General features: G+C 66.5%; 6 protein-coding genes and 1 pseudogene. 1 reads left to right on the top strand and 6 read right to left on the bottom strand.

The window, feature by feature from the left end; all coding sequences use genetic code 11:
- The 5 genes and pseudogenes from IJH84_RS05125 to IJH84_RS05110 form a co-directional block, all read right to left on the bottom strand.
- A pseudogene (locus IJH84_RS05125) lies at nucleotides 1–850 on the bottom strand (hypothetical protein); the annotation flags it as partial.
- Between the two features lie 84 nt (nucleotides 851–934).
- Nucleotides 935–1,567 (bottom strand): DUF3558 domain-containing protein, encoded by a 633-nt coding sequence (locus IJH84_RS29215; protein ID WP_367268958.1) that lies wholly within the window; start codon nucleotides 1,565–1,567, stop codon nucleotides 935–937.
- Nucleotides 1,527–1,853: a hypothetical protein gene (locus tag IJH84_RS05120; RefSeq protein ID WP_295140881.1), complete on the bottom strand. Its 327-nt coding sequence runs from the start codon at nucleotides 1,851–1,853 to the stop codon at nucleotides 1,527–1,529. The genes IJH84_RS29215 and IJH84_RS05120 overlap by 41 nt, the downstream gene beginning before the upstream one ends.
- A gap of 182 nt (nucleotides 1,854–2,035) precedes the next feature.
- Nucleotides 2,036–2,230, bottom strand: a complete 195-nt coding sequence (locus IJH84_RS05115; protein ID WP_295140878.1) for a DUF397 domain-containing protein — start codon at nucleotides 2,228–2,230, stop codon at nucleotides 2,036–2,038.
- Nucleotides 2,230–3,072, bottom strand: a complete 843-nt coding sequence (locus IJH84_RS05110) for a helix-turn-helix transcriptional regulator (RefSeq protein WP_295140875.1) — start codon at nucleotides 3,070–3,072, stop codon at nucleotides 2,230–2,232. Before IJH84_RS05110 ends, IJH84_RS05115 begins: the two co-directional genes overlap by 1 nt.
- Nucleotides 3,073–3,289: 217 nt before the next feature.
- On the opposite strand from IJH84_RS05110, the gene IJH84_RS05105 reads away from it, so the two are divergent.
- Nucleotides 3,290–3,496 (top strand): hypothetical protein, encoded by a 207-nt coding sequence (locus IJH84_RS05105; RefSeq protein WP_295140872.1) that lies wholly within the window; start codon nucleotides 3,290–3,292, stop codon nucleotides 3,494–3,496.
- A gap of 51 nt (nucleotides 3,497–3,547) precedes the next feature.
- Here the strand turns inward: IJH84_RS05105 and IJH84_RS05100 are convergent.
- A partial coding sequence (locus IJH84_RS05100; RefSeq protein ID WP_295140870.1) for a glycoside hydrolase family 172 protein occupies nucleotides 3,548–5,171 on the bottom strand: 1,624 nt, incomplete at its 5' end.

The following is a 5,171-nucleotide window of genomic DNA, read 5'->3' as shown; positions in this document are numbered from 1 at the left end:
CGTTGTAGGGGTTCTGCCGCTCCCACGCGCCGGTCTGCGGGTTCTGCCGATAAAGCGTCCCGTCCGGACCCCGCGTCACTCCCGGCGGCAGCGCGCCCGGAGCCCACGCCGAACCACTACCGGCGGGCGGAGCAGCAGCACCCGGCGCCGCACCACCCGGAAGCACCCCACCACCGGACGGCCCCGACGCCCACGACGACGAGTTCCCGGCCGGTTCGCCGCCGCCCATGGACGGGCCGCTGCTCATCGAAGTCCCGGCCATCGCGTCGTTCGCACTCGGCATCCCGGAACCGGGCGCGGACTGCGGCGGCGGAGCGGGCTGCTCCATCGGCTTGAACTCGGGGGTTCCGGCGAGGTTGGACTGGGTGTCGTTCTGGTACTGGCGCTGGGCATCCGCGGCGCGATCATTGGTCGCCTGGAAATCTTCCTGGCGCTCCTCGTAGTCGCTGGCCCAGCCGAGGTACCAGGTCTTGTCCCAGCCGCCGTTCTCGACCCAGCCCTTCTCCGGCGGGTCGAGCTGGACCTCGCGGCCGTTGGGGAGCGTGTCGCCCTCGCCGGGAATCTGGTGGAACGTCTTGTTCTGAATCTCCGCCTGATGGGTCAGCGCTTTCTGCACGCCCTTCGCGGTTTCGGCCGCGGCGTCGAGGTGCGGCGTGATCTCGCCGATGGATGCTTTCGCCGCGTCAGCCGCTTTACCTTCGTGAGCGCCCTCGGCCTTGTTGATGGCCGACTCGATCTGCGCGCGGAGTTCGTGGAACTCCTTCTCGACACCGGCCCACTCCTTGGCACCGTCGTCCAACGCCTTCGGCAGGCTGGTCGCGTTACCGTCACCGGCCATGTTGGCCCGCAACTGACGCGCACCTCCCGAGTAGCACATCGACGCGCTCAGGTCACTCGAAACCGATCCGGACAACTCCGAAACCCCCTCAGTTACTTACTTAGCCGCAGGCCAGGACGGAACAGCCGACTCCAACGTCTTCTTCGCCAGGTCGCACGGGTCGGCCGTTCGCGGGTCGGGCAAGTCGCTCACGGCCTGAACAACTTGATCCGGTTTGGAAGCAACGAAGATCGAGCACATCCCGTCCGACATCGGGTCTTTCTCATTCGCCCGAACTGCGGGATGGCCAGCGATAGTTAGCTTCTGAAAGTCAACGTATTGACCGGAATTTCCATAATAGTCTTGCAGCGTGCGATCAGCGAAAACAGCAAGCGAAGCCCCCGCTGCTCCATCGGGACTACTCCATAGGCAACGATTGCCATCGTCGTCACCAAAGGAACTCGATGATTTCCGCCCCTGAGTCGCCAACCCAACAGACTCAGCCCCCTGAGCGGGAAGCAGCGAGCACGAGTCCACAGTGGCGGGATCCTTCGGATCGCTGACGCTAATGCCACCAGGATTCGACGCCTGCGGCTGCGGGGGCTGGCCAGCTTCCTGCCCGGGAGAACAAGCCGACAAGAGCGAGCCGAGGAGCACGGAGCCAACTAGGGCCCATGCGCGAAGTTTGTTGCCCGCGTTTACCACAGTATCAAGCCTGCCTGTTGATTCGATCAGAATCGACCGTTGCATTGTCTTCAGCGCGGCGGTACTCCTCGAGCGTCGCCCGATAAGCTTCGATCTTTTCGGTCAATCTGTCTTTAACCGCGTCAGCGGACGCGCGCAACGAAGCCGAGTCGCCACTGGCGCGTTCGATGAACTTCTGCCGAGCCGTCTCCGTCGTCGAATCCTTAGCTGTCAACTCGCCAGGCTTGACCGACATCGCCTTATGCGCGGCTGCGCGAGCCCGGTCGCGGGCGTCCTCCAGCTCCTTGATGGCGCCCTCTAACGCCTCCGGGTCGATCCGGAAACCGGTCATGCTTCCTCCCCTGGCATGTCCACGTCGGCAGAGCATAATGCCCGAGTCGAGCTGCGCGCGTGCGCGCACTTACTCACTCGTTGCCATGATCCACGTCACATTTCAGCCGTGCTCCGACCTTCGTGCTCACTCGGATAGAGCAACGATTCGAGTCACGGGCCCGCGACAGCACGCGGCGAGGATCAGCGATCGTGCCGACCGGCCTTCACGGCGTCCAGGAACGAGGCGAACGCGGCCGCGTCCAACCGCAGAACCGGCCCCGACTCCCCCAGCTTCGAGTCACGGACAGCAGGGCCATCAACACCGACAGCGAGCTCGACGCACTCGGTGAGGTTTCCGCTGTAGGTGCTCTTCCGCCAGGTGGGGTGCTGATCCATCAATCCTCCATCGCGCGCAACCAGTCCGCCGACTCGTTCGGAGTGAGCGCTGCCGCGGCGACATCCTCGAAAGTCAGCGTGAACGCATGAACGTCATTTGCATTCTCCACCCACGTACCGCCTCCCGGGTACTCCAGGTAGACGGCGTCCGGGTCGTCCTCGTCGCGGAAACCGAGGATGGTGACCGGTCCGGATGAGGTGCCGTAAGCACCCGCTTCCAGCGGGACCACTTGGATGGTGACGTTGTCCTGTTCGGACATCGTGCGCAGGTGCCGCAGCTGCTCGCGCATCACAGACTGCCCGCCGACCTGCCTGCGAAGCACACCCTCGTCGATGAGCGCGTGCAGTTGCACCGGGTCAGGCGCGTACAAACGCCTCTGCCTGGCCCGTCGTGATCGGACAGCGCGCCGCGAGTCCGTGTCAGTGCCGAAGTGCCGCGCTGCTGCATGGATCGCGGTGGCGTAGTCGACCGTCTGCAACAGTCCGGGAACCGCCAGGGGCGCCAGCGAACGCACGCTCACCGCCTCCGCTTCAGCCCGTACGAAAGCGCGATACTTGGTCGGGTGCGCAGTGGATACCTGAATCCGGGTGCCATCAGCCCGCGCGTCGTCCCACATCGCTTGCGCTTCTCGACGTTGCTCGTCGGAAGCTCCGTAGAACGCCAGCAGCGCGCCGAGTTCGGAGAAGTTGCAGAGGAAGTAGCCGTTCTCGATCTTCGAGATGCTGGTCTGCGATTTGCGCAGCAGCTCCGCGACTTGATCATGCGTGAGGTCCGCAGTTTCCCGCAGTGCCAGCAAGAACTGACCGAGCCTGCGCTTGCGGCGGGTCTGCGTACTGGGCATCGGCGACTCCCTTCGGTCGCCAGGAACCTTATCCGCGAACACCGACGAACATGATCACTCTTCCGGGTACTGTACGGGGCGCATAAAACCCCCTTAATCTTCACTTCGGCGATCCCCTCCCATCGCCGTCGCCGGGCCGGTGGCCGAATTCCTCCTCCCCGACAAGGTCACCGGCTCGGCGTCCCCTCTGGTCCTCGGGGGTTGCATGGACGCAGCAATGGATCAGGCGCGGAGCTGGCGCGGGGTGTTCACCGGCGATCGGCTGCACCACGTCACAGCGGCGAACGCGCGGCGAGTCCCGGCGGGCAACGGTGTCCGATTAGGACTGGCCGAGTGCGGAGCCGTCTGCGTGCCACCCGTCCCGGAGCAGTGGCCGCTGCCGCCGTGCGCGCACTGCCATCCCGAAAGCCCTTGGCACGCATGAAAAAGTCGTGCCCGGCGGTCGGAACCACCGGGCACGACCGGAAAAACGGGCTCAGTGCCCGAACACGGTGTATCGCGCCGCCGTCCACGCCGGAGCGCCGCCGACCGGCACCAGCTCGACCTGCACCGAATCCTTGCCCTGGGTCAGCGCGGGCGGCAGGTCGAACGAATCCTGCAACCAGCGGCTGGTGCCGTTGCCCAACGGCTGCATCCAGGTCCCGGCGGGCTGACCGTCCACCCGGACCTCGACCTGCTGGTACGCCTGCGCCTGGTCGGCGAGCCTGGTCAGCCGCGCCCCGGAGTTGTCCGGGTTCAGCCCGACCTGGAACCGGATCGGGCCCGTCGCGGACGCGACCTGCCCGTTGTGCTGCTGGTCGTCCGCGTCGCCCTCGAAGGTCGAGGTCAGCGGGGCCGTCGTCTCACCTTCCGCGGTGTAGCCGTGCTGCTCGCGGCTGCGCGGATCGGCCAGGTCGATCTCGTCGACCTGCTGCTGCGAAGCCGGTTTTCCGCCGTACCAGTAGGCAGTGGAGCTGTAGTCGCCCGGCTCGTCGTTGTCCGGACCGTGCTCTATCCCGGCTACCAGGCCGTCGTTGAACGGCACCGCGTCCGGCACCTGCTGGCGGTACGCGCCGGTGCAGTCGTACTGGCAGCCGTCGCCGTTCACCTCGTGCGACGGATTGCCCGCCAGCGGCATCGAGAACGTCGTGCCGTCCCGGAAGTACCAGCCCGACTCGTAGTAGTCCTCGCTGCCGGTGCCGTGCCAAGCCGGGCTCGGCGAGCCGTTCACGTAGAACCGCTCGTCGCCCTCCAAGTAGTTGCGCTGGTTGGCGGCCTCGTCCGCCTGCGACATCGACATCGGCTGCTGCGGGTGCCGGTTGGTCTGCGGCGGGATCAGGCCGCGCATCGAGTGCGTGACGCCGTAGAACGTTCCGGAACCCTGCGCCTGGACGAAGTTCCAGTCCTGGCCGGGCGTGGTGTTGCCGCGCTTGTGCGTGGCGTGGAAGTAGCCGGTGTTCTCGGTCGCCTCCGCCGGTGCGGTCGTCACCTCGGCGGTCATCCCGTCGATCGGCACGCCGCCGCCGTTGACGATCTCGACGGTGGCGCTGCGGTTGAACGGCATCGGCCACCAGGCCGTGTACCAGCCGCCGTCGCCCGGGTCGATCGAGCTCATCATGCTGCGCACGTCGAACTCGCCGAGGCCGGAACCGAAGAACTCGCCGATCGGTGCGTCCACAGTGGTCTGGCCGTCGAAGGTGATGCGCACCCGCGCGGTCTCCAGCAGGTGCTCCGAAGCGGTGACCTGCTCCGGCGGGAAGGCGTAGCGGCCGACCAGCTTCTCCCGCGCGAACACCGAGTTGTCGATGCGGTAGCCGTGCGCGGCCTCCTCGCCGGGATGCGCCGGGCCGACGTCGAGCACGTCGGTGCGGACCCACTCGCCATTGACCTTGCTCTGCACGTCGTAGCGGAACTCGTTGACGTCCTTCGAGGACGAGACGAAGCGGTTCGCGACCTCCACCGTGGACTGACCGGCGGTGATCTCCGGCGGAACGTCGATCGCCTGCACGCCCCACCCGCCGGGTTCGGCCGCGCCGCTGCGCCACTCACCGGCCGGAGCGCCGTTCACGCTCAGGCTCGCCACCTGGTCGGCGACCTGCGGGTCGAAGCGGCGCACGATG

It is taken from the genome of Saccharopolyspora sp., from assembly GCF_017434145.1.
Lineage (GTDB): Bacteria > Actinomycetota > Actinomycetes > Mycobacteriales > Pseudonocardiaceae > Saccharopolyspora_C > Saccharopolyspora_C galaxeae.
The sequence above is the reverse complement of the archived record's forward strand: the minus strand, read 5'-3'. Positions and strand labels throughout refer to the sequence as shown.